This window comes from Streptomyces sp. NPDC039609, from assembly GCF_055596705.1.
On the sequence record NZ_JBVIUJ010000009.1, the window covers coordinates 167,337 to 190,442 of the forward strand.

The 23,106-nt window shown below is 68.9% G+C and carries 22 protein-coding genes and 5 tRNA genes; 12 read left to right on the forward strand and 15 right to left on the reverse strand.

Annotated features, from left to right (window positions below):
- Positions 1-9: 9 nt before the first annotated feature.
- Positions 10-222 (forward strand): hypothetical protein, encoded by a 213-nt coding sequence (locus ACZ561_RS26750; RefSeq protein WP_376432866.1) that lies wholly within the window; start codon positions 10-12, stop codon positions 220-222.
- Between the two features lie 151 nt (positions 223-373).
- Here the strand turns inward: ACZ561_RS26750 and ACZ561_RS26755 are convergent, their stop codons facing one another.
- The 4 genes from ACZ561_RS26755 to leuC all read right to left on the reverse strand — a co-directional run bounded on the left by ACZ561_RS26755 (position 374) and on the right by leuC (position 3,542).
- Positions 374-1,042, reverse strand: coding sequence for an HU family DNA-binding protein (locus ACZ561_RS26755; RefSeq protein ID WP_470999544.1), 669 nt, complete (start codon positions 1,040-1,042; stop codon positions 374-376).
- A 143-nt stretch (positions 1,043-1,185) separates the two neighbouring features.
- Complete coding sequence (locus ACZ561_RS26760; RefSeq protein ID WP_470999546.1) at positions 1,186-1,413, reverse strand: SCO5555 family protein; 228 nt, start codon at positions 1,411-1,413, stop codon at positions 1,186-1,188.
- Positions 1,414-1,517: 104 nt separating this feature from the next.
- Positions 1,518-2,111: a 3-isopropylmalate dehydratase small subunit gene (gene leuD, locus ACZ561_RS26765; RefSeq protein WP_376446411.1), complete on the reverse strand. Its 594-nt coding sequence runs from the start codon at positions 2,109-2,111 to the stop codon at positions 1,518-1,520.
- A 6-nt stretch (positions 2,112-2,117) separates the two neighbouring features.
- Positions 2,118-3,542, reverse strand: coding sequence for a 3-isopropylmalate dehydratase large subunit (leuC, locus tag ACZ561_RS26770; protein WP_470999548.1), 1,425 nt, complete (start codon positions 3,540-3,542; stop codon positions 2,118-2,120).
- Positions 3,543-3,682: 140 nt separating this feature from the next.
- On the opposite strand from leuC, the gene ndgR reads away from it, so the two are divergent.
- Complete coding sequence (gene ndgR, locus ACZ561_RS26775) at positions 3,683-4,399, forward strand: IclR family transcriptional regulator NdgR (RefSeq protein ID WP_005311436.1); 717 nt, start codon at positions 3,683-3,685, stop codon at positions 4,397-4,399.
- A 151-nt stretch (positions 4,400-4,550) separates the two neighbouring features.
- Here the strand turns inward: ndgR and ACZ561_RS26780 are convergent.
- The 6 genes from ACZ561_RS26780 to ACZ561_RS26805 all read right to left on the reverse strand — a co-directional run bounded on the left by ACZ561_RS26780 (position 4,551) and on the right by ACZ561_RS26805 (position 5,904).
- A tRNA-Glu gene (locus ACZ561_RS26780) sits at positions 4,551-4,623 on the reverse strand.
- A gap of 43 nt (positions 4,624-4,666) precedes the next feature.
- A tRNA-Gln gene (locus tag ACZ561_RS26785) sits at positions 4,667-4,738 on the reverse strand.
- A 27-nt stretch (positions 4,739-4,765) separates the two neighbouring features.
- Positions 4,766-4,838: transfer RNA gene (locus tag ACZ561_RS26790), tRNA-Glu, on the reverse strand.
- Between the two features lie 61 nt (positions 4,839-4,899).
- A tRNA-Glu gene (locus tag ACZ561_RS26795) sits at positions 4,900-4,972 on the reverse strand.
- 43 nt (positions 4,973-5,015) lie between these two features.
- Positions 5,016-5,087 (reverse strand) — tRNA-Gln (locus tag ACZ561_RS26800).
- A gap of 94 nt (positions 5,088-5,181) precedes the next feature.
- A complete protein-coding gene (locus tag ACZ561_RS26805; RefSeq protein ID WP_470999551.1) occupies positions 5,182-5,904 on the reverse strand; it encodes an HAD family hydrolase in 723 nt (240 codons plus the stop codon).
- Positions 5,905-6,070: 166 nt separating this feature from the next.
- On the opposite strand from ACZ561_RS26805, the gene ACZ561_RS26810 reads away from it, so the two are divergent.
- Both ACZ561_RS26810 and ACZ561_RS26815 read left to right on the forward strand, forming a co-directional pair.
- Positions 6,071-6,514 (forward strand): peptidase inhibitor family I36 protein, encoded by a 444-nt coding sequence (locus tag ACZ561_RS26810; protein WP_470999553.1) that lies wholly within the window; start codon positions 6,071-6,073, stop codon positions 6,512-6,514.
- 83 nt (positions 6,515-6,597) lie between these two features.
- Entirely contained in the window at positions 6,598-7,503 is a 906-nt protein-coding gene (locus tag ACZ561_RS26815) for a hypothetical protein (protein ID WP_470999555.1), read from the forward strand.
- 76 nt (positions 7,504-7,579) lie between these two features.
- On the opposite strand, the gene gltX is transcribed toward ACZ561_RS26815, so the two are convergent.
- The 3 genes from gltX to ACZ561_RS26830 all read right to left on the reverse strand — a co-directional run bounded on the left by gltX (position 7,580) and on the right by ACZ561_RS26830 (position 10,110).
- A complete protein-coding gene (gltX, locus tag ACZ561_RS26820; protein WP_470999557.1) occupies positions 7,580-9,055 on the reverse strand; it encodes a glutamate--tRNA ligase in 1,476 nt (491 codons plus the stop codon).
- Positions 9,048-9,842, reverse strand: coding sequence for a fumarylacetoacetate hydrolase family protein (locus ACZ561_RS26825; RefSeq protein ID WP_376445719.1), 795 nt, complete (start codon positions 9,840-9,842; stop codon positions 9,048-9,050). The genes gltX and ACZ561_RS26825 overlap by 8 nt, the downstream gene beginning before the upstream one ends.
- Before the next feature lie 79 nt (positions 9,843-9,921).
- Positions 9,922-10,110, reverse strand: a complete 189-nt coding sequence (locus ACZ561_RS26830; RefSeq protein WP_329115507.1) for a hypothetical protein — start codon at positions 10,108-10,110, stop codon at positions 9,922-9,924.
- Positions 10,111-10,657: 547 nt separating this feature from the next.
- On the opposite strand from ACZ561_RS26830, the gene ACZ561_RS26835 reads away from it, so the two are divergent.
- The 8 genes from ACZ561_RS26835 (at position 10,658) to ACZ561_RS26870 (ending at position 21,016) form a co-directional block, all read left to right on the forward strand.
- Complete coding sequence (locus ACZ561_RS26835) at positions 10,658-14,326, forward strand: sensor histidine kinase (RefSeq protein ID WP_470999560.1); 3,669 nt, start codon at positions 10,658-10,660, stop codon at positions 14,324-14,326.
- A 9-nt stretch (positions 14,327-14,335) separates the two neighbouring features.
- Positions 14,336-14,749: a roadblock/LC7 domain-containing protein gene (locus tag ACZ561_RS26840; protein WP_030325548.1), complete on the forward strand. Its 414-nt coding sequence runs from the start codon at positions 14,336-14,338 to the stop codon at positions 14,747-14,749.
- Between the two features lie 126 nt (positions 14,750-14,875).
- Positions 14,876-15,283: a DUF742 domain-containing protein gene (locus ACZ561_RS26845; protein ID WP_376445713.1), complete on the forward strand. Its 408-nt coding sequence runs from the start codon at positions 14,876-14,878 to the stop codon at positions 15,281-15,283.
- Positions 15,264-15,848, forward strand: a complete 585-nt coding sequence (locus tag ACZ561_RS26850; protein ID WP_361850837.1) for a GTP-binding protein — start codon at positions 15,264-15,266, stop codon at positions 15,846-15,848. Before ACZ561_RS26845 ends, ACZ561_RS26850 begins: the two co-directional genes overlap by 20 nt.
- A 339-nt stretch (positions 15,849-16,187) precedes the next feature.
- The gene (locus tag ACZ561_RS26855) at positions 16,188-19,385 is read left to right on the forward strand and encodes a sensor histidine kinase (RefSeq protein WP_470999563.1); all 3,198 of its coding nucleotides are present in this window, start codon (positions 16,188-16,190) and stop codon (positions 19,383-19,385) included.
- 7 nt (positions 19,386-19,392) lie between these two features.
- A complete protein-coding gene (locus ACZ561_RS26860; protein ID WP_147980024.1) occupies positions 19,393-19,806 on the forward strand; it encodes a roadblock/LC7 domain-containing protein in 414 nt (137 codons plus the stop codon).
- Positions 19,807-19,899: 93 nt separating this feature from the next.
- Entirely contained in the window at positions 19,900-20,454 is a 555-nt protein-coding gene (locus ACZ561_RS26865) for a DUF742 domain-containing protein (protein ID WP_470999565.1), read from the forward strand.
- Positions 20,435-21,016 (forward strand): GTP-binding protein, encoded by a 582-nt coding sequence (locus ACZ561_RS26870; protein WP_050791473.1) that lies wholly within the window; start codon positions 20,435-20,437, stop codon positions 21,014-21,016. The genes ACZ561_RS26865 and ACZ561_RS26870 overlap by 20 nt, the downstream gene beginning before the upstream one ends.
- A 137-nt stretch (positions 21,017-21,153) precedes the next feature.
- Here ACZ561_RS26870 and ACZ561_RS26875 read toward each other — a convergent pair whose 3' ends face one another.
- Together ACZ561_RS26875 and ACZ561_RS26880 are read right to left on the reverse strand one after the other, a co-directional pair.
- On the reverse strand, positions 21,154-21,357 hold the full coding sequence (locus tag ACZ561_RS26875; protein ID WP_329115517.1) for an acyl-CoA carboxylase subunit epsilon: 204 nt from the start codon (positions 21,355-21,357) through the stop codon (positions 21,154-21,156).
- A gap of 14 nt (positions 21,358-21,371) precedes the next feature.
- On the reverse strand, positions 21,372-22,955 hold the full coding sequence (locus tag ACZ561_RS26880) for an acyl-CoA carboxylase subunit beta (protein WP_376444771.1): 1,584 nt from the start codon (positions 22,953-22,955) through the stop codon (positions 21,372-21,374).
- Positions 22,956-23,106: the final 151 nt, after the last annotated feature.

Consider the following 23,106-nt stretch of genomic DNA (forward strand, 5'->3'; position numbering starts at 1 on the left):
CTGCGGACCATGCAGGCGACCGCGTACACGTACGACCCCGAGACCCGCAGCGGCAGTGTGCTGCTCGACGACGGCACCCCGGTGGAGTTCGGGGCCGATGCCTTCGATGCGGGCGGGTTGCTGCTGCTGCGTCCGGGGCAGCGGGTGCGGATCGAGACGGAGACGGGGCCGGCGGAGAACGCGGGGCTGCGGATCACGCTGGTGACGCTGCAGACCCTCTGATCGGACCGGCTCGACGAGCCGAATCGGCCGAAGACACCGAAGAGATCGGCCCGACTGGGCCGAAGGGGGCGTAAACGCGCCGCGGGCCGGGCTCCCCGAGGGGAGCCCGGCCCGGCGTGTGAGTGGCCAATGACCCCTGCGCCGCTTACTCCTACTTCTTCGCGGCGGCCTTCTTGGCGGTGGTCTTGCGCGCCGTCGCCTTCTTGGCGGGCGCCTTCTTCGCCGTGGCCTTCTTCGCCGGCGCGGTCTTCTTGGCGGTGGCCTTCTTGGCGGCCGCGGTGGTGGTCTTCTTCGCGGGGGCCGCCTTCTTGGCCGCCGCCGTGGTCTTCTTGGCCGCCGCGGTGGTCTTCTTCGCGGCGGTGGTCTTCTTGACCGCGGTGGTCTTCTTCGCCACGGTCTTCTTGGCGGTGGCCTTCTTGGCCGCCGCCTTCTTGGCGGTGGTGGCCTTCTTGGCCGCGGCCTTCTTCACGGTCGCGGAAGCCCCGCCGGTCAGGCTGCCCTTGGGCGCCTTCTTGACGGAGACCTCGCCGCCCTTGGGGAGCTTCTTCGAGCCGCTGACCAGGTCCTTGAAGCCCTGACCCGCACGGAAGCGCGGCACCGAGGTCTTCTTGACCCGCACGCGCTCACCCGTCTGCGGGTTGCGGGCGTACCGGGCCGGGCGGTCGACCTTCTCGAACGAGCCGAAGCCGGTGACCGAAACCCGGTCCCCGCCGACCACGGCACGCACGATCGCGTCCAGCACCGCGTCGACAGCGTCCGCGGCCTGCTGACGGCCGCCGAGCTTGTCGGCAATCGCTTCTACGAGCTGCGCCTTGTTCACGTCTTCCCCTTCGGAGACATTGCCAGAACGAAAGTGTTCAAGCTTTTTCGCACGTTAGGCATGTATATACCGCAAATCAAACACGAAACGGGCTAATCACCCTAGTGCCGCAACGCAGTAGTGCCGTTGTGGAGTTCCTGGTGTCAGTCGTCTTCAGGGAATCGGCCCTCATCGAGGTCCTTCATCAACCGGTCGAGACGCGTTGCCGCGTCCGCGAGATCGTGCTTCGCCGCTGCCGTGACGACCAGCAGCTTCCGGGACAGCGCCATCCTTACGCCCTCCGGGACTTGCAGTTCACGCACTCTTGTGTGCGCTTCCTTCAATCGGGTGGCGACTGCCTCGTAGAGCTCGAGTTGGCTGTCGCGTTCCATGCACCGATTGTGCCATCTAGGGCGAGTTGTCGCCCGACGGGGTCTCAACAAGCGACTGCGCCCCCCACCGGAGGGTGGGGGGCGCAGTCGTGGAAAAGCGCTGCTCAGACCGTAATTGTACGCGGCTTGAAGGCCGGCCTGGCCGCCTCGTAGGTCGCGATGTCGGCTTCGTTCTGAAGGGTGAGGCTGATGTCGTCCAGGCCGTTCAGCAGACGCCAGCGGGCGTTCTCGTCGAGCTCGAAGTCGGCGTCGATCCCGGCCGCCAGCACCTTGCGGCGCTCCAAGTCAACGGTGATTTCGGCCGTCGGGTCGGCCTCGGTCAGCTCCCAGAGCGCGTCCACGGTCTTCTGGTCGAGGACGACGGTCAGCAGGCCGTTCTTCAGCGAGTTGCCGCGGAAGATGTCGGCGAACCGGGAGGAGATGACGGTCTTGAAGCCGTAGTTCTGCAGCGCCCAGACGGCGTGCTCACGGGAGGAGCCGGTGCCGAAGTCGGGGCCGGCCACCAGGACCGTGGCGCCCTGCCGCTCGGGGCGGTTGAGCACGAACTCGGAGTCCTTGCGCCAGGCCTCGAACAGCCCGTCCTCGAACCCGTCGCGGGTGACCTTCTTCAGCCAGTGCGCGGGGATGATCTGATCCGTGTCGACGTTGCTGCGGCGCAGCGGGACGGCCCGGCCGGTGTGCGTGGTGAAAGCTTCCATGGTTCCTCAGACCCCCGCGGGCGTAGCGACGTCGGACAGATCGGCCGGGGAGGCCAGGTGGCCCAGTACGGCGGTGGCGGCGGCGACCTGGGGCGAGACCAGGTGGGTCCGGCCGCCCTTGCCCTGCCGGCCCTCGAAGTTGCGGTTGGAGGTGGACGCGGAACGCTCACCGGGCGCCAGTTGGTCGGGGTTCATGCCCAGGCACATCGAGCAGCCCGCGTGCCGCCATTCGGCGCCGGACTCCTTGAAGACCTTGTCCAGGCCCTCCTCGACGGCCTGCAGGGCCACCCGGACCGAGCCGGGGACGACCAGCATCCGGACGCCGTCGGCGACCTTGCGGCCCTCCAGCAGGGCGGCGGCGTTGCGCAGGTCCTCGATGCGGCCGTTGGTGCAGGAGCCTACGAAGACGGTGTCGACCTTGATGTCGCGCAGCGGCTGTCCTGCGGTCAACCCCATGTACTCCAGGGCCTTTTCGGCGGCCAGGCGCTCCGAAGCGTCTTCGTACGAAGCCGGGTCGGGGACGTTCGCCGAAAGCGGCGCGCCCTGGCCCGGGTTGGTGCCCCAGGTGACGAACGGCGCCAGGGAGGCGGCGTCGATGACGACCTCGGCGTCGAAGGCCGCGTCCTCGTCGGACTTCAGGGTCTTCCAGTACGCGACGGCGGCGTCCCAGTCCTCGCCCTCGGGGGCGTGGGCCCGGCCCTTCAGATACGCGAAGGTGGTCTCGTCGGGGGCGATCATGCCCGCGCGGGCGCCGGCCTCGATCGACATGTTGCAGATGGTCATCCGGGCCTCCATCGAGAGCTTCTCGATGGCGGAGCCGCGGTACTCCAGGATGTAGCCCTGACCGCCGCCGGTGCCGATCTTGGCGATGATCGCCAGGATCAGGTCCTTGGCGGTGACGTCCTCGGGCAGCTCGCCGTCGACGGTGATCGCCATGGTCTTGGGGCGGGCCAGCGGCAGGGTCTGGGTGGCCAGGACGTGCTCGACCTGGCTGGTGCCGATACCGAACGCCAGCGCGCCGAAGGCGCCGTGCGTGGAGGTGTGCGAATCGCCGCAGACGACGGTGGTGCCGGGCTGGGTCAGACCCAGCTGGGGGCCCACGACGTGGACGACACCCTGCTCGACGTCGCCCAGCGGGTGCAGCCGTACGCCGAACTCCGCGCAGTTCTTGCGCAGGGTCTCCAACTGGGCACGCGAGACCGGGTCGGCGATGGGCTTGTCGATGTCGAGGGTCGGGGTGTTGTGGTCCTCGGTGGCGATGGTGAGGTCGAGGCGCCGCACCTGGCGGCCGTTCTGACGCAGGCCGTCGAACGCCTGGGGGCTGGTCACCTCGTGCAGCAGGTGCAGATCGATGAAGAGGAGGTCGGGCTCGCCCTCGGCGCGCCGGACGACGTGGTCGTCCCAGACCTTCTCCGCGAGTGTCCTACCCATCGCTTTCCCTCCGGCCGACGGCTACGTCGGCGCAACTAGAGACCCGTTTCGCAGGCCGTTGTGCGGCCGCCTCACCAGGGTCGCAAGATCCCGGGAAAATTGAACTTGCGTTTCACAGAGTGAGACGTGAATATCGTTGCATGGACAACTCTAGCGGCGTGGGCGTTCTCGACAAGGCAGCCCTTGTCCTGAGCGCCCTGGAGTCCGGTCCGGCCACCCTCGCAGGTCTGGTCGCGGCGACGGGACTCGCACGACCCACGGCACATCGCCTCGCCGTGGCACTGGAACACCACCGGATGGTGGCTCGCGACATGCAGGGCCGGTTCATCCTCGGACCGCGCCTGGCGGAGCTCGCCGCCGCGGCCGGTGAGGACCGCCTGCTCGCCACGGCGGGCCCCGTACTGACGCATCTGCGCGATGTCACCGGCGAGAGCGCCCAGCTCTACCGTCGCCAGGGCGACATGCGCATCTGCGTCGCGGCGGCCGAGCGGCTGTCCGGCCTTCGGGACACGGTCCCGGTCGGCTCCACGCTGACGATGAAGGCCGGCTCCTCGGCGCAGATCCTGATGGCCTGGGAGGAACCCGAGCGGCTCCACCGCGGCCTTCAGGGCGCCCGCTTCACGGCGACGGCCCTCTCCGGCGTACGGCGCCGTGGCTGGGCTCAGTCGATCGGTGAGCGGGAGCCGGGCGTCGCGTCCGTCTCCGCACCCGTACGCGGCCCCTCGAACCGCGTGGTGGCCGCCGTGTCGGTCTCCGGGCCGATCGAGCGCCTGACGCGTCACCCGGGCCGTATGCACGCCCAGGCGGTCATCGATGCCGCCGCCCGCCTCTCCGAGGCGCTCCGCCGCAACGGCTGACGCGCTTCACGTCCCTCCTGGCAGCCTTCTCCCGTCACCCGCCCGAACATCGGCCCACCGCTTCAACGCCGCAGCGGTGGGCCGGAGTTGTGTGCGGATCGCCGGTAACGCGAGGAAGCCCTCCCCCGAAGGGAAGGGCTTCCTCGATGCGTACCCCCGACCGGATTCGAACCGGCGCTACCGCCTTGAGAGGGCGGCGTGCTAGGCCGCTACACAACGGGGGCCTTGCGGATGAGATCCGCGTACGGTGCAGATGAGCTCTGCGAGCTGGCCTACCAGGACTCGAACCTAGAATGACGGTACCAGAAACCGTAGTGTTGCCAATTACACCATAGGCCATGGTGGTTTAAACATGGTTCAAACCAGTACCCCCGACCGGATTCGAACCGGCGCTACCGCCTTGAGAGGGCGGCGTGCTAGGCCGCTACACAACGGGGGCCCTAGCGATCCTGCATCGAGTTCACCGGGTGCGACCCAGGTGATCCCGCGGGAAGGATCTGTACCCCCGACCGGATTCGAACCGGCGCTACTGCCTTGAGAGGGCAGCGTGCTAGGCCGCTACACAACGGGGGCTTTGCGGATGAGATCCGCGTACGGTGCAGATGAGCTCTGCGAGCTGGCCTACCAGGACTCGAACCTAGACTAACGGAACCAGAAACCGTCGTGCTGCCAATTACACCATAGGCCACCAAAACGCGATCCCCGCCGTGGGGGATCTTGTTCGGGCTTGCGCTTCCGGGGTTTCGGCCTTTCGGCTTGCTCCCCTCGGCGCAGGAAGAACATTACCCGAAGGTGTCCGGCGCTCCAAAACGGGTATCCCCGCGCAGCAGGCCAGGGAGCTGATGGAGGCCGGTGATCCGGGTCAGCTCGGGTCGCCCGCCGGTGTCGGCGCGGTCCAGCCAGATACCCCTGAGCCCCGCCTCGGCGGCCCCGCGGGCGTCGATGTCCGGCTGGTCGCCGACGTACGCGACCTCCCCCGGGGCGAGCCCCAGCGCGGCGCAGGCCGCGTGGAAGGCCCCGGCGGCCGGCTTGGCGACCCCGAGCTCGGCGGCACAGACGACGGCCTCGAAGCGCTCCCGCAGACCGAGGACGCGCAGCTTGCGGTCCTGGTTGTGGATGCTGGAGTTCGACAGGACCGCGTGACGGTAGTCACCCGCCAGCAGATCGAGGACGGGCACGGCGTCGGGGAAGAGCTCCCACGCGGCCTCGTAGTGGCTGATGTACCGCTCGAACCAGGCATCGGCCTCCGGGGAGGTCAGCCCCGGCGCGGCGAGGAAGTCGCGCACCCGCTCCCGCCGCTGGTCCTGGAAGTCCACCCCGCCGGCCTCGAAGCGCCGCCAGTGGACGGCGGTGAGCTCCTGCCAACGACGGAGGGCCTGGTCGACGGAGTCGAATCCGTCCACCAGGCCCTCGGCCGTGAGGTGGTCGCGCATCCCGGCCAGGTCGGCACGCGAGTAGTCGAAGAGCGTGTCGTCGATGTCCCACAGGACCGCGCGAATGGCCATGGGGCCACGGTACGCGAGGAGCGGCGATCGAGACCGGAATCTATGGCTCCAAGTGGAATTTAGAATTCCAATTCCATCGCCGAAAAACCGCCTTGACTTGTCTCCTCACCGTGCGCCTACACTCCGTCCGCTCCCACTCGTGATCATGAACCTCATGGAGAAATAGATGAGCGCCATTCGCCGCGCCCTCGCCGTCGCGCTGCCCACCGCCGCCGTGCTCGCTCTCGGTGCCGCACCGGCCCAGGCCGACGTCGGCATTTACTGCGTCGACGCGCACGCGAACTGCGGCCACTTCTACTACAACAGCGGCCTCAAGGGTTCGCGGATTGTCTTCACCGGACAGAGCGGCCAGATGGGCAGCATCTCCAATCTCGCGGGATACACGTTCCAGAGCAGTGGAACCGGTCAGGGCCAGCCGGTGAAGAACAACGCCGCCTCCTTCTACAACGGCAGCATGCAGGTCGCCACGGTCTTCTACTCCAGCCAGTACAACGGCCCCTGCGACACGGTCGCGAAGCTGACCAACGCCAACCAGCTCGTCCAGACGTACAACGAGAACGCGTCGCTGGGCTTCGGCCTGATCGGCCAGAACTGCCACATGTTCAACTGACGCGGGCTGCCGCATCCGAATCCGCACGACAGCCCCGCGCGACGGCAACGGCCCGCGCGGGGCTCCGCATGGGAAGCGACACGATGAGACGTCTGGCGATACCCCTGCTCACCCTGTTCGCCCTGGTCGGGTGCACAGCGCAGGAGTCGGAGCAGGAGAACGCCGCAGCGGACCCGGAGGCCCGGCCCGCGGCGAGCCGGGGCCCGGAACCGACGGCCTCCGCGCGGGACTACACCTTCCGGCTTCCCATCGCCCACTACAGCTACACCAGCGCTGACTACGCGGTCATCGAGGCGGCCGAGCAGGTGCTGGCGAAGCGGTGCATGGCCGACTACTCGATCGCTTACGAGCCTCCCGGCCGGCCGGCACCGGCTCAGGCACTCGACCGACGCTACGGCCTCTCCGACGAAAGCACCGCGGCTCGATACGGATACCGCCTTCCCCCCGTGCGGGAATCGGCGCCGGACGCGGGCCTCGGCAAGGACGAGCTGGTCGTTCTGTACGGAACGCGAGGCGCCGAGAAGAAATCAGGGCCTGTCGAGTATCGGGGACGGCACATTCTGGTGGAAGGCTGCCTCGGGAAAGCCGCCATAGACTTCCGGAAGGACTACGACTACCCGGAGGGCGGCGCGGTGGCCACCCGGATATCGGCGCAGAGTTTCGTTGACTCCCAAAAGGATAAATCCGTTCGGGCAGGGTTCACGCAATGGTCCGGCTGCATGACGAAGAAGGGGTTCAGCTACTCCTCGCCGCTTGATCTCTTCAAGGTGGAGAAATTCGAAAAGGGGCCGGTGACGGACGAGGAGAAGGCGACCGCCGTCGCCGATGTCGCATGCAAGAACGACACCGGACTGCCGGAGACCTGGCTCGCGGTGGAGTCCCGGCTTCAGGAGGCGATGATCACGAAGGACTCCGCCGTGCTCCAGAAGCTGCGTGGGCTCCACGAGAAGAAGGTCGCCGCCGCGCGGGCGATCGTCGCCAAGGGCTGAACCGCCCGCTCCCGGTACGCGACGAGGCCCCAGCCCCCTTCACGGGAGCCGGGGCCTCGTCGCGTACCGGAAGGCGTTACGCAGCCAGCTTCGACAGCGCCGCGTCGATGCGGGTGAGGGTCTTCTCCTTGCCCAGGATCTCCAGGGACTCGAAGAGCGGCAGGCCGACCGTGCGGCCGGTGACCGCGACGCGGACCGGGGCCTGGGCCTTGCCGAGCTTCAGGCCGTGCTCCTCGCCGGCGGCCAGGACCGCGTTCTTGAGGGACTCCGGGTCGGTCCAGTCGGCCGACTCGAGCTTGGCGCGCGCGGTGGTGAGCAGCGCGGCCGGCTCGCCCTTCATGGCCTTGTCCCACGACGGCTGGTCGAAGACCGGCTCCGGCAGGAAGAGGAAGTCCACGTTGGCCGTGATGTCCGAGAGGACGGTCACCCGGGTCTGGGCGTGCGGCGCGATGGCCTCCCAGGCGGTGCGGTCGAAGTCCTCGGGCGCCCAGTTGGCGTGCGGGGCCGCCAGCCAGGGCTCGCAGGCCGCGGCGAACGCCTTCACGTCCAGCAGGCGGATGTGGTCGGCGTTGATCGACTCGGCCTTCTTGAGGTCGAACCGCGCCGGGTTGGCGTTGACGTCCGCGATGTCGAACTTCTCGACCATCTGCTCGATGGTGAAGATGTCCTGGTCCGCCGAGAACGACCAGCCCAGAAGGGAGAGGTAGTTCAGGAGGCCCTCGCGGAGGAAGCCGCGCTCCCGGTAGAGGTTGAGGGAGGCCTGCGGGTCGCGCTTGGAGAGCTTCTTGTTGCCCTCGCCCATCACGTACGGCAGGTGACCGAAGGCGGGGATCTCCTTGGCGACGCCCAGCTCGATCAGCGCCTTGTAGAGCGCGATCTGGCGCGGGGTGGAGGAGAGCAGGTCCTCGCCGCGCAGGACGTGGGTGATCTCCATCAGCGCGTCGTCGACCGGGTTGACGAGCGTGTACAGCGGGGCGCCGTTGGCGCGCACGATGCCGTAGTCCGGGACGTTGTCCGGGGTGAAGGTGAGCTCGCCGCGGACCAGGTCGGTGAAGGTGATCGGCTCGTCGGGCATCTTGAAGCGGACGATCGACTCGCGGCCCTCGGCCCGGTAGCGCTCGATGCGCTGGTCGCTCAGGTTGCGGCAGGTGCCGTCGTAACCCGAGGGCTTGCCGGCGAGGCGGGCCGCGTCACGACGGGCCTCGAGCTCCACGGCGGTGCAGAAGCAGTGGTAGGCGTAGCCGCCGGCGAGCAGCTTCTCGGCGACGTCCTTGTAGATGTCCATCCGCTGCGACTGGCGGTACGGCTCGTGGGGGCCGCCGATCTCAGGGCCCTCGTCCCAGTCGAGACCCAGCCAGCGCATCGAGTCGAGCAGCTGGTTGTACGACTCCTCGGAGTCGCGGGCCGCGTCGGTGTCCTCGATACGGAAGACCATGGTGCCCTGGTTGTGCCGGGCGAAGGCCCAGTTGAAGAGGGCGGTGCGGACCAGACCCACGTGGGGGTTGCCGGTCGGGGAGGGACAGAAACGTACGCGGACATTCGCGTTAACCACGCTTGATCACCTTGTTGGTGAGAGTGCCGATGCCTTCGATGGTGACGGCGACCTCGTCGCCGACGTTGAGGGGGCCGACCCCGGCGGGAGTGCCGGTGAGGATGACGTCGCCCGGGAGCAGCGTCATGGCCTCGGTGATGTGGACGACCAGGTCCTCGATGGAGCGGATCATGTCGCTGGTGCGACCGAGCTGGCGCTGTTCGCCGTTGACCGTGGCCTGGATGGTGAGGTCGCTCGCCGCGGCCAGGTCCAGTCCCGTCTCGACCCAGGGGCCCAGGGGGCAGCTGGTGTCGAAGCCCTTGGCCCGGGCCCACTGCTTCTCGCGCGCCTGCGCGTCGCGGGCGGTGACGTCGTTGGCGCAGGTGAAGCCGAAGATGACGTCCTTGACGCGCTCGCGCGGGACCTCGCGGCACATACGGCCGATGACCACGGCCAGTTCGGCCTCGTGGTGCAGCTCGTTGGAGAAGGAGGGGTACTCGATGGCGTCGCCGGGGCCGATCACCGAGGTGGTCGGCTTGAAGAAGGCGACGGGGACCTCCGGGACCTCGTTGCCGAGTTCCGCTGCGTGCTCCGCGTAGTTGCGGCCGATGGCCACGACCTTGTTGGGGAGCACGGGCGGCAGGAGCCGTACCTTGCCGAGCGGGACCTTGGTGCCGCTGAGCTCGAAGTCGGTGTACGGGATGCCCTTGATGATGTCGAGGACCAGGCCGCCGGACTCGACGGTTCCCTCGCCCTCGACGGCGCCGAAGGCGACATTGCCGTCGATGGAGAATCTGGCGATGCGCACGAGTGCTGTCGCCCCTCACTTGGTACTTGCTGGAGTCTGACGCTCCAGGCTAACGCGGTGAGGGGCGGCTCCTGCCGTATTACTGTGCGGTCTGCGCTGCCTCGGGGGCGGTCATGAGGACCGTGCGGCGGGGGTTGGCCGTCTGCGTGGGGAGCTCGGCCACGTGCTCCAGCTGCGCGCCCCGGCCGAGCTGCTCGGCGTCCTCGAGGTGGGCGAGCGTGGTGCGGCGGGGGTTGGCCGTGGAGCGGAGCAGCATCGTCGTCTTCATGTTTTCGCGCGCCTCTACAGAACGGGGAGTCGTGTAAAGCGTCAGGCTAAACGTGCAATTCCCTTCGAATGCATGGGGAAGGCAACGATCTAGGTGTGAGTTTGCTCACCACTGACGGGATGATCCGGGCATTACGGACCGTCCCTGGGGGTTACGGAAACGGGCATTTCCCCACTGAATGCTTCATTCCGCTCCTGATCATGGCGACTGGGACACTCGGACTCCATGAGCCTTTGGGAGTAATAAGTCCGATTCCTCCATGATCATCTTCTACGTGGGGTGACATGATGTTCACGGGTTGTTATGCCGCTCGATGCCCGAGACGCGGGCCTTGTTGGAGATCCGGCACTGTGCTGGAATTCCACGCACCGCCGCGGGTTTCAAGCCGGCGCGCAGGGGGCGCAACGCAGCGCCGGGTGAGCGGCGGGGAAGGGGGAACTGCGCCGGTCATCGACGACCACCATGGGGCGCATTCCGCGTCCCGAGACGCCGACACCGTCCTCTCCGTTCACGCGGAAGGGCGCCTGGTCCAGAGGTTGCGACGCTAGTGCAGGGACGATTCAAGAGGGATGGCAGCAACGCTGCCGCGGAGCAGGAGCCTCGCGCCGGAACCGACCGCGGTTCCTCGGCCCAGCACGCCCCGAACCCGGGCAAGGGTCCGGCAGACAAGGGCGGTGAGGCCTCCGCGCGCTCGGGCGCCACGACCTCTGCCACCGAACCCGCCGCCACCGCGCAGAAGCCCAAGGCCGAGAACGAGGTCGGGCCGCGAATAGCCCTGCGCAACTGGCGTATCTCGACGCGTCTGGTCGCCCTGCTGACCCTCCCCGTGGTCGCGGCCACCAGCCTCGGCGGCATCCGAATCAGCGAGTCGCTCCAGGACATGGAGCAGCTCGACCACCTGCAGCTGCTGACCAAGCTGACGCAGGAGGCGACCGACCTCGCCCAGGCCCTGCAGACCGAGCGTGACCTCTCCGCCGGTCCGCTGGCCAACGGGAAGTCGGCCGGCGACTACCAGGTCTCCAACCCGCGCAAGGCGACGGACCGGGCCCAGAAGGCGTTCATGGACGCCACCGGGGACATCCCCGCCACCGAGGGCGACGAGGCGCTGCAGAGCATCCGTCAGAACGTCAGCCAGATCGCGTCCCAGGTCGTCCAGATCGGCGGCATCCGCCAGGAGGCGTACAAGAAGGGCGTCTCCCACTCGGTGACGGTCGAGGCGTACAGCCGACTGATCCGCTCGCTGCTCAGCCTCTCCCAGGACATGGCGCAGGCGACCAGCAACCCCGAGATGATCAAGCGGACCCGAGCGCTCGCGGCGTTCTCGTCCGCCAAGGAGTACGCCTCCGTCCAGCAGGCGATCATCGCCTCCGCGCTGCCCTCGGGCGACAGCCGGCCCGGCAATCTGGAGCAGGGCGACCGCCTCTACGGCTACGCCGCCCAGCAGGGTGAGAAGGTCGAACTCAAGTCCTTCGAGACGATCTACGAGTCGGCCGGTGGTGACGCCGCCGAGCTGACCGCCTCGCTCACCACCGGCAACCCCTCCATCGAGGCCGCCGACAAGTACGCGGACCGGGTACTGAGCAACGACACCGGTATGCCCAACGCCACGGTGCGCGGTCACCTGAACTTCACCGACGAGTACGGCACCAAGATCGTCGCGATGAGTCGCATCGAGGCCAACCTGCTCGGCCAGATGGACACCAAGGCCCGTGAGCTGCGCGCCGAGTCGCAGCGCGACGCCATCATCAACGGTGCGCTGATCCTCCTCGTCCTCGGTGTCTCGCTCGTCGGCGCCTTCGTCGTGGCGCGGTCCATGATCCGCTCGCTGCGCCGGCTCCAGGACACCGCGACCAAGGTCGCCCAGGACCGTCTGCCCGAGCTCGTCAAGCAGCTCTCCGAGGCCGACCCGCAGGACGTCGACACCTCCGTCGAGTCCGTCGGTGTGCACTCCCGGGACGAGATCGGCCAGGTGGCCGCGGCCTTCGACGACGTGCACCGCGAGGCGGTCCGCCTCGCCGCCGAGCAGGCCCTGCTGCGGGGCAACGTCAACGCGATGTTCACCAACCTCTCGCGCCGCTCCCAGGGTCTTATCCAGCGTCAGCTCTCGCTCATCTCCGAGCTGGAGTCCCGCGAGGCCGACCCGGACCAGCTCTCCTCGCTCTTCAAGCTCGACCACCTCGCGACGCGTATGCGCCGTAACGGTGAGAACCTCCTCGTCCTCGCCGGTGAGGAGCCCGGCCGTCGCTGGACCCGTCCGGTCCCGCTTGTCGACGTGCTCCGTGCCGCCGCCTCCGAGGTGGAGCAGTACGAGCGCATCGAACTGGCCGCGGTCCCGGCGACCGAGGTCGCCGGCCGCGTCGTCAACGACCTCGTGCACCTCCTCGCCGAGCTGCTGGAGAACGCCACCTCGTTCTCCTCGCCGCAGACCAAGGTCCGCGTCACCGGTCACGCGCTGCCCGACGGCCGTGTCCTCGTCGAGATCCACGACACCGGCATCGGCCTCTCCCCCGAGGACCTCGCCGCGATCAACGAGCGGCTCGCCTCGCCGCCCACCGTGGACGTCTCCGTCTCCCGACGCATGGGTCTGTTCGTGGTCGGCCGCCTGTCCCTGCGACACGGCATCCGGATCCAGCTGCGCCCGTCGGACTCCGGCGGCACCACCGCGCTCGTCATGCTCCCCGTCGACGTCGCCCACGGCGGCAAGAAGCCCGCGCCCAAGCAGGGTCCCGGCGGCCAGGGCGCGATGCCGCAGGCTCCCTCCGCTTCCGGTGGCCGCCTGACCGGTGGTCCGGGTGCGGCCGGTGGCCCCGGCGCCGGTGGCCGTCCGGGCCTCGGTGGCGCGCCGTCCGCCTCGTCGGCGGCGGCAGGCCGGCTCGGTGCCGGTCCGAGTGCCGCCCGCGGCCAGGTCGGTGCGGGCAGCGGGCCGCGTGCGGCGCTGCCCGGCCGTGACGGCGCTCAGCGCCCGAACGGTCCGCAGGGTCAGGCGCCGCAGCAGCAGCCCCAGGGCCAGCAGACCTCGCAGATGCCGCAGGTGTCCCAGGAGCCACAGCGTCCGGGCCTCGGTTCCGGTGGGTTCGGCGGTGCGCAGAGCGCCATTCCGTCCCGTACGGACGTCTGGGGCGGCCAGGGCAACCAGGGCCAGGCTCCCCAGCAGCCGCAGCAGGGCCAGGGCAACCAGCCCCCGCAGGGCAATCGCCCCGCCCAGAACGGCTACCCGCGCGCCGAGCTGCCCGGGGGCAACCCGCAGCAGCAGCGTCCGCAGACCACCAGCTGGGGCAACGACCCGGCGCAGCCGGTCCGCCGCCCCCAGCAGGAGATGTCGCCGCTGGACGCGCCGCGCGGCCACGAGGAGCCGGAGACCACGGGTCAGTACCCCCGTCCGACGGCGCCTCAGGGCCCCGGTTCCACGGGCCAGTTCCCCCGCCCGGACCTCGGACGGCAGCAGCAGGCTCCTCAGGGCTACCAGCCGCAGGCCTCGCAGGACCCGGCGTCCACCGCGCAGTTCCCGCGCCCGGACTTCGGCCAGCCGCAGCAGGCGCCCCAGCAGGCGCAGGCCCCGCAGGGGTACCAGCAGCAGCCTCCGGCCCAGCGCCCGCGCGGTGGCGGCGACTACGGTGCGCCCCGCCCGGCCGGGAACCTGCCCCAGCAGCCGCAGCAGCCTCAGTTGCAGCAGCCCCGCCAGCCCGAGGCCCTGCCTCCGGCGAGCGGCCTCAGCGACACCCGTACCCCCCTGTACGACACGCTGGAGACCAACTGGTTCCACGGTCAGGGCCAGGACCAGGCTCAGCAGGACAACGGACGGGGTGCCGTCGATCAGACGATGCAGACCCCGGTCGTGCCTCAGCAGCCCGCCTCCCCCGCTCCGCGGCGCCCCGCCGCGCAGGGCGGCGGCGACGGCGGTCAGCAGCAGGGCGGACCCGCCTCCTGGCGGACCTCGCCCAACGACGAACTGGTGCGCCAGGCCGAGCGGGTCCGCAAGCCCGCGGCCGGCGGCGTCACCACCTCCGGGCTGCCGCGACGGGTCCCGAAGGCCAACCTCGTACCCGGAACCGCGCAGGAGCAGGCCCACACGGCCGGCCCTCAGGTCTCGCGTGCACCCGATGACGTCCGCGGCCGGCTCACCAATCTGCGCCGCGGTATCCAACAGGGCCGTCAGGCGGGCAACTCGACCACGGGTAGCTTCCGCCTCGGCCCGACCCACCAGCAGGAGCGTTAGTTGAGCGCGATGAGCCAGGCGGCGCAGAATCTGAACTGGTTGATCACCAACTTCGTGGACAACACCCCCGGGGTGTCCCACACAGTGGTGGTCTCCGCCGACGGCCTGCTGCTGGCCATGTCGGAAGGATTCCCCCGCGACCGCGCCGACCAGCTGGCGGCGGTCGCGTCCGGACTTACCTCGCTGACCGCGGGCGCGTCCCGGATCTTCGAGGGCGGTCCCGTCGCCCAGACGGTCGTGGAGATGGAGCGCGGCTTCCTCTTCCTGATGTCCGTCTCCGACGGTTCCTCACTGGCCGTGCTCGCACACCCGGAGTGCGACATCGGCCTCGTGGGCTACGAGATGACGCTGCTGGTCGACCGGGCCGGCAGCGTACTCACCCCGGATCTCCGTGCCGAGCTCCAGGGAAGCCTCCTGCACTAGCCACCGAACAGGGTGGCCCGCCCCTCCGTGCCACTCTGGGATCACACACCGTCCGGCCGCCCCATCCGGCCCCCCACCGGCCCCATCAGACGGCATTCGACCCTTGCCGTCACGCCCGGAGGATTCATGACCCCGCCCCCCGCCTCTCACGATCCGTACGGCTCCTCGATAGACGAGTCGTACGGACATGAAGGCGACCAGCCGCTGGTGCGTCCTTATGCGATGACCGGCGGCCGGACCCGGCCGCGCTACCAGCTCGCCATAGAGGCACTGGTCAGCACCACGGCCGACCCGGCGCACCTCTCGACGTTGCTCCCCGAGCACCAGCGGATCTGCCACCTGTGCCGGGAGGTCAAGTCGGTGGCCGAGGTCTCGGCGCTGCTGTCCATGCCGCTCGGCGTCGCCCGGATCCTCGTCGCCGACCTGGCGGAGGCGGGCATGGTGGCGATCCATCAGCCGGGCAACGGAGAGGCCGGCGGCACGCCGGACGTGACACTGCTGGAAAGGGTGCTCAGTGGACTTCGCAAGCTCTAGCGGCGGCGGCGCGGCGCGGTCGACCACCAGCGCGAAGATCGTGGTGGCGGGCGGTTTCGGCGTGGGCAAGACCACGTTCGTCGGCGCCGTCTCGGAGATCAACCCGCTGCGTACCGAAGCCGTCATGACGTCTGCGTCCGCGGGCATCGACGACCTCACGCACACCGGCGACAAGACCACCACGACGGTGGCGATGGACTTCGGCCGTATCACCCTGGACCAGGACCTGATCCTGTACCTCTTCGGTACGCCCGGTCAGGACCGCTTCTGGTTCATGTGGGACGACCTGGTCCGCGGTGCCATCGGCGCCGTCGTACTCGTGGACACCCGCCGTCTCGCCGACTGCTTCCCGGCCGTCGACTACTTCGAGAACAGCGGCCTGCCGTTCGTCATCGCCCTGAACGGCTTCGAGGGGCATCAGCCGTACTCCCCCGACGAGGTCCGCGAGGCGCTTCAGATCGGTCCGGGCACTCCCATCATCACCACCGACGCCCGCCACCGCGCGGACGCCAAGAGCGCTTTGATCACGCTTGTCGAACATGCGCTGATGGCACGACTCAAGTAGGCGATCTTCTACGGAAGTTGTCGTACGCCTCCAGGGGGGCGGTCTGTGTCGTTCGACACGGCCCGCCCCCGTGTTCATAACGTTTCGAATGAGAATTGCGGCCCCACGGACACCCGACGCATCCAATTGGTGCCACTGTGCTCACCTGAGCCTCGCAATTTGGCGGGGCTCGTTCTTTATGCCCGTTTTATCTTGGGCTCGGCATGGCCAAAACCGGTGCTCAGGGCTGTTTGGAAGGGACACCCTTCACGTGCTGCAATTCATGAACTCCCGAGTAGTACGGCCCTGAACGAAACACCGGCACAACGTAGGTGCCGACGCCGAGAGGTTGTTGGTCGAGTGAGGCGAAGCAAGGAAAGCTCCGCGGAGCAGCAGGCGCGAGGCAACTTCACGCCGCCGGCACGCATGGTGGCGTCGCCCGCTGAACCGCCGGTGACGCCCCAGGCCGGCAGCGGCCAGGGCAGCTCGAGCAAGCTGTCCCCGCGCAACTGGCGCGTACCGACCAGGCTGAACGCGATCCTCCTCATACCCGTGCTGGTCGGCCTCGTCATGGGCGGCTTCCAGGTGAAGGGGTCGATCGACACCTGGCAGGAGGCCCAGAACGCCGAGAAGACGGCGCTGATCGTGCGCGCCGCCTCGGAGTACAGCCAGGCGCTGCTCAACGAGCGTGACCTCACCGCCGCTCCGCTCCTCACGGCGAAGAGCGCCGATGACCGCAAGAGCGACGAGGTGACGCAGGCCTACGCGGCCACCGACGCCGCCAAGGTCAAGTTCGACGAGGCCGTCAAGAACATGCCCGAGGGCGAGGGCCTGGAGCGCCGCCTGAAGCTGTTCAGGGGCGAGGAGCCCAAGCTCGAGAAGCTGCGCCAGATCGCCTACACCCAGGCTCTGGACCCCGTGAACACCCAGCTCGGGTACACCGGTGTCCAGCACTTCCTGATGGAGTTCTCCAACGAGCTCGGCCTCGGCACCGGCAACGTCACCGCCTACGGCCGTACGCTCTACGCCGTCCAGCTCGCCAAGGGCGCCGCGTCGCTGCAGCGCTCGATCGGCATGCAGCTGCTCGTCCGGCCCAGCCAGAAGGACGCGACCTTCGCCCAGCAGTCCGTGGCGTTCAACTCCTACAACTACCTGGAGCAGATCGCCCTCGGCGAGTACAACTCCGGTGGCACCCAGGCGGACGTGGACCGCCTGAAGCAGGTCATGGCCGAGAAGGCCAAGGACGGCGAGGAGAGGATGCAGGAGGCGGGCCTCACGCTGCCGAAGGGGGCCGACGGCTCCGTCTTCACCGGTGTGGTCAAGGAGATCGGTGCGGCCTCGGACGCCGACGCGATCGCCGCGCTGAAGCAGAAGGGCATCACCGGCCAGACCTGGATGGCCGTGGCCACCGGCAAGTTCGACGGCTACACCACGGTCGAGAAGGAGCTCGTCGACAAGGCCGTGACCGAGGCCGCGAACATCTCCTCGGACGCCAAGACGGACGCCTTCGTCAACGGTGGCATCGTCGTCATCGCCCTCCTCGCGGCCTTCATCCTGGCCGGGATGATGGCCCGCCAGATGAGCCGCTCGATGCGCGAGCTGCGCACCGCCGCCTTCGCCATCGCCGAGCAGCGTCTGCCGATGCTCGTCGACCAGCTGTCCCGTACCGAGCCGGGCCGGGTCGACACCCGGGTCCAGCCCATCCCGATCGACTCCCAGGACGAGATCGGCGAGGTCGCCCGCGCCTTCGACCAGGTCCACCGTGAGGCCGTCCGGCTCGCCGCCGAGCAGGCCATGCTCCGGGGCAACGTCAACGCGATCTTCACCAACCTGTCGCGCCGTAACCAGTCGCTGATCGAGGGCCAGCTGACCCTCATCACCGACCTGGAGAACAACGAGGCCGACCCGGACCAGCTGGAGAACCTCTTCAAGCTGGACCACCTGGCCACCCGTATGCGCCGCAACGGCGAGAACCTCCTCGTCCTCGCCGGCGAGGAGCCGGGCCGCCGCTGGGACCAGCCGGTGCCGCTCGTCGACGTCATGCGCGCCGCCTCCTCCGAGGTGGAGCAGTACGAGCGCATCGAGCTCGCCGGTGTCCCGGACGCCGAGATCCACGGCCAGGCCGTGACCGACCTCGTGCACCTGCTCGCCGAGCTCCTGGAGAACGCCACCACGTTCTCCTCCCCGCAGACCAAGGTCCGCGTCACCGCGACCCGACTGCCCGACGGCCGCGTGATGGTCGAGATCCACGACAAGGGAATCGGCCTGACCGCCGAGGACTTCGCGGACATCAACCACAAGCTGGCCAACCCGCCGACCGTGGACGCCGCCGTCTCTCAGCGCATGGGCCTGTTCGTGGTCGGCCGGCTGGCCGACCGGCACGGCGTCCGTGTCCAGCTCCGCCCCTCGGGCGAGCAGGCCGGTACGACCTCGCTGGTCATGCTGCCGGACGCGATCACCCACGGTGGTGGTGGCGAGCAGCTCCCCGAGAACGACTTCACGGTCTCGCAGATCATCCCGCAACAGCAGCAGCACGCCTTCGAGCCTGCGCAGCCGCAGATGCGGACCGCGGCAGAGCTCGGCTTCGACGACTCCCGCTACGAGCAGCCGGCGGACGACCGCCAGCTCGACCCGGTGAACCGTTCGCTGATGCGCGAGGAGCGCCGTGCGGCCCTGGAGTCGCAGGCCCACGGCGGCGAGCGTCCGCTCTACCGCGACGAGGTGGACGGGCAGCAGCAGTCGTACGAGCAGGAGTACGCGCAGGAGCAGGAGTACGTCCAGGAGTACGCTCCCGACTACGGCAACCAGGCTCCGCAGAACGACGGCTACACGTACCAGGAGCAGGGCTACGACGGCTACGGCCAGCCCGCCGGCGGGTATGCCGAGCAGGGCTATGCGGAACCGGCCTACCAGGCTCAGGACAACGGTCAGCCGCAGTACGACAACGCCTACGAGCCCCAGCCCCACCAGGGTGACTGGCAGGATCAGGGCGCGTACCAGGGCGGCTACGAGCAGGCGTACGGTGCGAATGCGGAATCTGCACCCGGCGCTCCCGAACCGGCCCCCGAGCGCGTAGGCTTCGACCGTCCGGGGCCCACGCCGAGCCCCACCCCGGACGCCGGCCACGCGATGACCGACGCCGGTCTGCCGCGCCGTGGCAGCACCGCGGCGCAGGCTCCCCAGCCCGCGCAGCAGGGTCTGCCCACGCGGACGGTCCAGCAGCCGGCCCAGCAGCCGGTTCAGCAGAACCAGGCCGACGGCACCGAAGAGTGGCGCTCGACGAACGACGAGCGCTGGCAGCGGGCCGAGAAGCTCCGCGACCCGAAGGCGGGCGGGGTCACCTCGTCCGGTCTTCCGAAGCGGGTCCCGAAGGCCAATCTGGTCGAGGGCACGGCGGAGCAGACCCCGCAGGGCGGCCCCCAGGTCTCCCGCGCTCCCGAGGACGTACGGGGCAGGTTGAGCAACCTGCGCCGTGGTGTCCAGCAGGGACGCACCGCGGGAACGGACACGAACGGATCGGGCCTCGGCCCGGGCAGTACCTACAACCAGGAGCGTTAGTGTGAGCATGAGCCAGGCGGCGCAGAATCTGAACTGGTTGATCACCAACTTCGTGGACAACACCCCTGGGGTGTCCCACACGGTGGTGGTCTCCGCCGACGGACTCCTGCTGGCGATGTCCGAGGGTTTCCCCCGGGACCGCGCCGACCAGCTGGCGGCCGTCGCCTCCGGACTGACCTCGCTGACCGCGGGCGCGTCCCGCATCTTCGAGGGCGGTGCGGTCAACCAGACCGTCGTGGAGATGGAGAGGGGCTTCCTCTTCATCATGTCGATCTCGGACGGCTCTTCGCTGGCCGTGCTCTCGCACCCGGAGGCCGACATCGGTCTCGTGGGCTACGAGATGGCTCTGCTCGTCGATCGGGCGGGCAGCGTTCTGACTCCTGACCTCCGGGCGGAGCTTCAGGGAAGTCTTCTCAACTAACAGACAGACAGTGCGTTTCACGCCACCGCACCGTAAGGTGCGGTGGCGCGGCTCCACAGGGACATGGACCGCGAGGCAGTCGGAGGAGGAGACGTGGGTACACCCCCGGGCGGACGCCCTTACAACGGTTTTGACGGATCGCAGCCGCACGGCGACACCACGCAGAACCGGTTCAACTTTCCCTCCGCCCCGAGCAGACAGGGCGCAGCGCAGCCCTACCAGCAGCCTCAGGCCCAGCAGCCGGCTCCGGTCGGCGCGCCGAGCGCCGCGCGCCGGGGTGCGGGCGGTTCCGGCGGTTCCGGCGGGCACAACCCGCTGGTGCGTCCGTATGCGATGACCGGCGGCCGGACCCGGCCGCGTTACCAGCTCGCCATCGAGGCGCTGGTCAGTACGACGGCCGATCCGGCCCGGCTGCAGGGGCAGTTGCCCGAGCACCAGCGGATCTGCCGACTGTGCTTCGAGATCAAATCGGTGGCCGAGATCTCGGCACTTCTCTCCATCCCCCTCGGCGTTGCCCGTATCCTCGTCGCCGACCTGGCGGAGGCCGGACTTGTCGCCATCCACCAGCCCGGCGGCGACGAGGCCGCCGGCGGTCAGCCAGACGTGACACTGCTCGAAAGGGTGCTCAGTGGACTTCGCAAGCTCTAGCGGCGGCGCGGCCCGTTCAACCACCAGCGCGAAGATCGTGGTGGCGGGTGGCTTCGGCGTGGGCAAGACCACGTTCGTCGGCGCCGTCTCGGAGATCAACCCGCTGCGTACCGAAGCCGTCATGACGTCTGCGTCCGCGGGCATCGACGACCTCACGCACACCGGCGACAAGACGACGACGACTGTCGCGATGGACTTCGGCCGTATCACCCTGGACCAGGACCTGATCCTGTACCTCTTCGGTACGCCCGGTCAGGACCGCTTCTGGTTCATGTGGGACGACCTGGTCCGCGGTGCGATCGGCGCGGTCGTTCTGGTCGACACCCGGCGGCTCGCCGACTGCTTCCCGGCCGTCGACTACTTCGAGAACAGCGGCCTGCCGTTCGTCATCGCCCTGAACGGGTTCGACGGCCACCAGCCGTACAACCCGGAGGAGGTCCGTGAGGCCCTCCAGATCGGCCCGGACACGCCGATCATCACCACCGACGCCCGCCACCGCGCGGACGCCAAGAGCGCGCTCATCACCCTGGTTGAGCACGCGCTCATGGCCCGCCTGCGGTAGGTCTCCGACAGGCTGCGTACGAGAGGGGCCCGCTGCACCGTTCCGGTGCGGCGGGCCCCTCTCGCTGTGCGAGGGCGGCGCGCATGGCGAAGGCCCCCGGCTCCTGAGGGAGCCGGGGGCCTTCGTGGCGTTCGGGGTCAGCCCTGCCAGGAGTGGGAGGGGCGGAAGCCCGACTGGCGCTCCAGGCGGCGCCAGCCGGCCGTCGAGCGGCCGTGCGCGGACGTCTCGGTGGGCTGGGCGGCCGCGCGGGCGAGCAGCACCGCGGTGATGGCGGCCAGCTCCTCGGGGTCGGCGTGGCCCTTCTCGACTCGGAGAAGGTTGGCTGTGGCAGGCGTGGTCACGTCTGTGGCTCCTCTTACTGAGGCGGGTTGCCGTGCTTGCGGGACGGCAGGTCGGCGTGCTTGGTGCGGAGCATGGCGAGGGACCTGATGAGGACCTCCCGCGTCTCTGCGGGGTCGATCACGTCGTCGACCAGTCCGCGCTCCGCCGCGTAGTAGGGGTGCATCAGCTCGGCCTTGTACTCCTTGACCATGCGCGTCCGCATGGCCTCGGAGTCCTCGGCCTCGGCGATCTGCTTGCGGAAGATGACGTTGGCGGCACCTTCGGCGCCCATCACCGCAATCTCGTTCGTGGGCCAGGCGTACGTCAGGTCGGCGCCGATGGACTGGGAGTCCATGACGATGTACGCGCCGCCGTACGCCTTGCGCAGGATCAAGCTGATCCGGGGCACGGTCGCGTTGCAGTACGCGTACAGCAGCTTCGCGCCGTGGCGGATGATTCCACCGTGCTCCTGATCAACGCCCGGCAGGAAGCCGGGTACGTCCAAAAGGGTGACAATCGGGATATTGAAAGCATCGCACATCTGGACGAAACGGGCGGCCTTCTCCGAGGCCTCGATGTCCAGGACGCCCGCCAGGGACTGCGGCTGATTGGCCACGATGCCGACGACCTGGCCGTCCAGACGGGCCAGCGCGCAGATGATGTTGCGGGCCCAGCGCTCGTGGATCTCCAGGAAGTCGCCTTCGTCGACGAGCTCCTCGATCACCTTGTGCATGTCGTACGGACGGTTGCCGTCGGCCGGGACCAGGTCGAGCAGGACGTCCGAGCGGCGGTCCGCCGGGTCCTCGGAGGCGACGGTCGGCGGGTTCTCGCGGTTGTTCTGGGGGAGCATCGACAGGAGGTACCGCACCTCGGCGATGCAGGTCTCCTCGTCGTCGTACGCGAAGTGCGCCACGCCGCTCGTCTCGGCGTGCACGTCCGCACCGCCGAGACCGTTCTGGGTGATCTCCTCACCGGTGACCGCCTTGACGACGTCCGGGCCGGTGATGAACATCTGCGAGGTCTCGCGGACCATGAAGACGAAGTCGGTCAGCGCGGGGCTGTAGGCCGCGCCACCGGCGCACGGGCCGAGCATCACCGAGATCTGCGGGATGACACCCGAGGCGCGGGTGTTGCGCTGGAAGATGCCGCCGTAGCCGGCGAGGGCGGAGACACCCTCCTGAATACGGGCGCCGGCGCCGTCGTTCAGCGAGACGAGCGGGGCGCCGGACGCGATGGCCATGTCCATGATCTTGTGGATCTTCGTGGCGTGGGCCTCGCCCAGCGCGCCGCCGAAGATCCGGAAGTCGTGCGCGTAGACGAAGACCGTGCGGCCCTCGACCGTGCCCCAGCCGGTGATGACACCGTCGGTGTACGGCTTCTTCGCCTCCAGGCCGAAGCCCGTGGCGCGGTGTCGGCGCAGCTGCTCGACCTCGTTGAAGGAACCCGGGTCGAGCAGCAGCTCGATGCGCTCGCGAGCGGTCAGCTTGCCCTTGGCGTGCTGGGCCTCGGTCGCCCGCTCGCTCGGCCCGCGCCGAGCCTCCTCGCGCAGGGCGTGCAGTTCGGCCACACGGCCACGGGCGTCAGTCGGCTCGCTCGGGATCTGGTCCACAACGGTCATGTACCGACCCTACGAAGTCGACCAAGGAAATCCTGCCGTCCACTCCGTACAGTCTCCCGAGTCGATTCCTGGTGGAGTAAGACAGAACCGCCGACGGGGAGAGCCGAGTCAACAGCCAGACACCCCCCGTGTTTGTAGGCTTTCCACACAA

Bases quoted from the DNA above. Each gene is read 5' to 3' on its own strand.
- leuC (WP_470999548.1), bottom strand. From the start codon at position 3,542: ATGGGTAGGACACTCGCGGAGAAGGTCTGGGACGACCACGTCGTCCGG.
- ACZ561_RS26830 (WP_329115507.1), bottom strand. From the start codon at position 10,110: ATGAAGACGACGATGCTGCTCCGCTCCACGGCCAACCCCCGCCGCACC.
- ACZ561_RS26815 (WP_470999555.1), top strand. From the start codon at position 6,598: ATGAGACGTCTGGCGATACCCCTGCTCACCCTGTTCGCCCTGGTCGGG.
- ACZ561_RS26845 (WP_376445713.1), top strand. From the start codon at position 14,876: ATGACCCCGCCCCCCGCCTCTCACGATCCGTACGGCTCCTCGATAGAC.
- ACZ561_RS26860 (WP_147980024.1), top strand. From the start codon at position 19,393: ATGAGCCAGGCGGCGCAGAATCTGAACTGGTTGATCACCAACTTCGTG.
- ndgR (WP_005311436.1), top strand. From the start codon at position 3,683: ATGGACAACTCTAGCGGCGTGGGCGTTCTCGACAAGGCAGCCCTTGTC.
- ACZ561_RS26810 (WP_470999553.1), top strand. From the start codon at position 6,071: ATGAGCGCCATTCGCCGCGCCCTCGCCGTCGCGCTGCCCACCGCCGCC.
- ACZ561_RS26840 (WP_030325548.1), top strand. From the start codon at position 14,336: ATGAGCCAGGCGGCGCAGAATCTGAACTGGTTGATCACCAACTTCGTG.
- ACZ561_RS26805 (WP_470999551.1), bottom strand. From the start codon at position 5,904: ATGGCCATTCGCGCGGTCCTGTGGGACATCGACGACACGCTCTTCGAC.
- ACZ561_RS26880 (WP_376444771.1), bottom strand. From the start codon at position 22,955: ATGACCGTTGTGGACCAGATCCCGAGCGAGCCGACTGACGCCCGTGGC.
- ACZ561_RS26760 (WP_470999546.1), bottom strand. From the start codon at position 1,413: ATGGAACGCGACAGCCAACTCGAGCTCTACGAGGCAGTCGCCACCCGA.
- leuD (WP_376446411.1), bottom strand. From the start codon at position 2,111: ATGGAAGCTTTCACCACGCACACCGGCCGGGCCGTCCCGCTGCGCCGC.
- ACZ561_RS26750 (WP_376432866.1), top strand. From the start codon at position 10: ATGCAGGCGACCGCGTACACGTACGACCCCGAGACCCGCAGCGGCAGT.